The sequence below is a fragment of the Corynebacterium sp. HMSC05D08 genome (assembly GCF_001807215.1).
Classification (GTDB): domain Bacteria; phylum Actinomycetota; class Actinomycetes; order Mycobacteriales; family Mycobacteriaceae; genus Corynebacterium; species Corynebacterium striatum.
In genome coordinates this window covers 10,218-13,866 of the sequence record NZ_KV788315.1, presented here as the reverse complement: position 1 = coordinate 13,866, position 3,649 = coordinate 10,218, and the positions used below count along the sequence as shown (strand labels likewise).

The 3,649-nt window shown below is 52.9% G+C and carries 3 protein-coding genes; all 3 read left to right on the top strand.

What is annotated here, in order from left to right; genetic code table 11:
* Nucleotides 1-276: 276 nt before the first annotated feature.
* Nucleotides 277-516 (top strand): integrase core domain-containing protein, encoded by a 240-nt coding sequence (locus HMPREF3148_RS13120; RefSeq protein ID WP_080969982.1) that lies wholly within the window; start codon nt 277-279, stop codon nt 514-516.
* A 140-nt stretch (nt 517-656) separates the two neighbouring features.
* Complete coding sequence (locus tag HMPREF3148_RS03655; protein ID WP_080972054.1) at nt 657-2,309, top strand: ABC transporter ATP-binding protein; 1,653 nt, start codon at nt 657-659, stop codon at nt 2,307-2,309.
* 256 nt (nt 2,310-2,565) lie between these two features.
* Nucleotides 2,566-2,784 (top strand): hypothetical protein, encoded by a 219-nt coding sequence (locus tag HMPREF3148_RS13490; protein WP_049151721.1) that lies wholly within the window; start codon nt 2,566-2,568, stop codon nt 2,782-2,784.
* Nucleotides 2,785-3,649 lie beyond the last annotated feature (865 nt).

Below are 3,649 nucleotides of genomic sequence, written 5' to 3'. Positions count from 1 at the left end.
GATATCAGGTGTCCACCAAAAGGGGGTCAGGTCCAAGTTAGGGCTAGCGGAGCTTAAGAGTTAATTCTCTATGCTAGAAGTGAAGTGCCCCAGATTTTCCTATCTACTCAAACGGAACAAAACCTGGGGCACTTCAACTTGGCGGTTTTCGGGTTCTCCATCAGCCGGCGGCTGATATCGGCGACGCGCTCAGCGTCACTATGTTTCTTCGGGGGCTTAGGCAGTCATTGTTGCGCACTCTCCTTCGTGATTGAAGATTAAACCTCATACACAAAGATTCCGACACCCTCGGTAGGAACGAGTGCGGTTAACGCCCTAGCAGAATCATTTAACGCGACGCTCACGCGGGAAGTCTTGCGTGATAGGAGAGTCTTTGACAATCCGATCGCCTGCCGGCAGGAAGTCTTTCGATGGTGCATGCGCTGCAACACACGCCGTCGACACTCGTGGTGCAATCTTGTAGCCCCTGATGTCTTAGAAGCCGAGACTTCAGCTACACTGACCAAAGCAGCATAGCTAACCCCCGACGTGTCCACTTTCCGGGGGCCGGGTCCGATCCCGTCTTTTACTACCGCTTCACGGTCCGAAATAGAATCGCTGACGCACCACATTAACCCCAGACCCCGGCGAGACCCTGAACTGAGAAATTCGACTCAATGACAGCCTTTAACCTTCTACGAAACAATGCTGGACTGATCACCCTAGGGATCCTCCTGTCATTGCTATCTACCACTGTTACTCTTTTTCAACCCGCACTTGTCGGACAGTTGATATCAGGTGTGAGTAGCGGAAAGCTTCAGCAACCTCTCATGCTGCTTCTGTTAACTATTCTGGGTACATCTGTTTTGACAGCAGCCACAATGTACGTGGTCTCCATCGCAGCGGATAGAACAGTCCGCGACATGCGCAAAAAGATTACAAATCATCTTCTCTACCTGCGGATGAGAGAGTTTGAGAAAGGAGGGGCAGGTAGCTTTACCACACGGGTCACTTCAGACACCTCCATCGTCAGTACTGCTTTTTCTTCCACCCTCACTGATTTCGTAGGTGGATTCACTGTCATCATTGGTGCACTCATTTATATGGCGGTGGTGGACTGGAAATTGCTTTTGGTTGTTGTTGCAGTGTTGCTGGTGGCCTTAGTCATCATTGTGGTTATCTCAAGTTCTTTGCAAAATCTCTCGTCAAACGTTCAGGACCATCTTGCAGCGCTCGGAGAAATCCTACAGTCGGCGTTATCGGCAATTCGAACTATTAAAGCTTTTCGCGTAGAGACGAAGGTCATTGGCAACTTGTCAGCCGAGATAGACCACGCCTACCGAAATCGGAGAAGGATGAGTTTTGTAGAAGCCGTTCTTGAGCCCTTGAGCACTGTAGCTTCCTACATGGCACTTCTCGCGGTCGTTCTTTTCGGGTCCATTAGGTTGAGCAACGGTGATTTGTCGGGAGAGGCACTTACCGTCTTCGTTACCGCGTTATTTCTGATGCTTGCTCCCATTGTGCAGGTGTCTCAGTCTCTTGGCACCTTCTTTGAGGCTAGGGGAGCGCTGGACAGAATTAACCAGCTTTTCAGCCTCGAAGTTGAAGATTCAATTGGGGAGGATTCGCTTCTAGCACCTAGGACCGTTCCCCCAGGATCCATCGAGTTCGAGTCGGTATCGTATGGCCGAGACGGAAGGACCATTTTAGATAATGCAACCGTAATTATTCAAGCTGGCGAGAAAGTAGCACTTACAGGAGCTTCTGGCGCCGGGAAAACCACCATATTTAGTCTTCTGTTGAAGTTTTATGACGTCTCGGCCGGCCATATCCGTGTCGGAGAGAAAGATCTTGAGGACTGGAACAGGAGGGCTCTTCGAACTATGGTTACGTATGTTGAACAGGAGCCCGATTTGCTTCCGGGCACGCTCAGAGAGAACCTAATCCTCGGGACAGGGAAGAGTGTCGACGACGAAATACTTATCGCAATGCTAGGTCAGTTCGGGCTGGAAAACTTCGCCAGCACCGATGGACTAGGCAGGTTAGTAGGTTCCGGTAATAGCGGGTTGTCGGGCGGGGAGCGGCAACGAGTTGCCATCATCCGTGCTGTCCTGCAAAAATCACCGGTCATTCTTGTGGATGAGCCGACATCCGCTCTCGATTCAATGTCAGCAAAGCTGTCGATGAGCAGGCTCTTGGAAACCGATGCTACGGTCATCTTCACCTCCCACGATGCAAACATCGTGAATCTGGCAGAACGGATTCTAACAGTCGCCGATGGCAGAATCGTTGAAAGTACACCGAATAGTAGGAAGTCTTCAGATGCGTAAACACGTTCTCGTCACCGGTGCAACCAGGGGTATCGTCGGGCAGTTGTGTCCCGGCTATTGAGAGAGATACGACGTGTCCTATACATGGCTCGCCTCGCATGAAGCGGCTTCCAGCATTCAAACGGATGCTTCTCAATTCGATGGGGTTGCACACGCATGCCAATGTGCCTTGACGGACACTGATCAAACGCAACAGTTGGCGGACTTACTGTCGCAGAGGGCACCCCTTCATGGCATTATCCACTGCGCTACCGTAATGTCGAAGAACCTCATGGGCATCGATGACGCTGCACGCGGTGACTCGATACAGGATTTCCTGTTCGATTGCGCCGAATCGGAGGTTCCTATGGAAGAAGCCAAGCGGCGCTTCCTCGAGCACTCTGGCGAACCGGACCTCATCGTGGATGTCGCCGATGTGAACGATGTTTCCCCAGAAGTACGTTCGGCGCTTGGCGCCGACGAAAGCATGAAGTAGTCACACCTGCGGGGAGCGAGTCCCCGCCTTGCTACTACCCCTACACCACTGGTAGGTGGCGGGGGATTTTTTATGCCCAAAAACTAACCCAAGAGGTTAACCATGGCAGAAGAAGCAACCGCCACCACCGAGGACACCGCCACGGAGGTGGCAACACAGTCCGGATTATGGGGAGCAGTTCAAATATTGAAGCCCGTGGTCTTGAATGGGAGGCTTTTACCCAGCAGATTCAGGAATGGACGAATAAGCAGCTCGCGGAACGCGACGAGGATATTGCTCAACTGCGCGTTGAGGTTAGTTTATTGCGGGACAAGCTCGAGGTTTGGCGGTCGCGGTATTTTATTGTTGTGCACTACATTCGTCAGTGGCGTTTACGGTACCAGGAGTCGGTCGATGAGTTGCCGATTGCGGACGAGTTGGAGCAGGTTTTTGGCGTGAAGCAGTCCCTTCAGCGGTCGAGGAGATCGTTGAAGGGGCTGCTTTGTCGTTTTATGGGTGATTGGGGACGGGGGAGCCGGGCCTGGAGTTGTGCCATTGGGCTACCTCATTGGCGTCCCATAGTGGTGTGCGGCCATCGAAGTGGCCGCTGGGTTGCGGGGTGCGCCCTTGGGCGACGTAGGTGGTCCAGGTCGATGGTTTTATTCCGCAGTGTGCGGCGCATTCTTTTACTCGCCAGAGCTCTCGCCCGGTGTCGCGGTCGGTGATGATTGGTTTCATGCTGCGTTTTCGGGTTGGTAGATGTGGCGTGCGATTGCGGATAGTGCGAGGGCGCCGCCGAGTGCGAGGGTCCATTTGTAGCCGGTGAAGGCGTAGAGCAGGAATGCGCCGATTGTGTAGGTGGCGGCTAGCTCGAGTGGTTTCATTG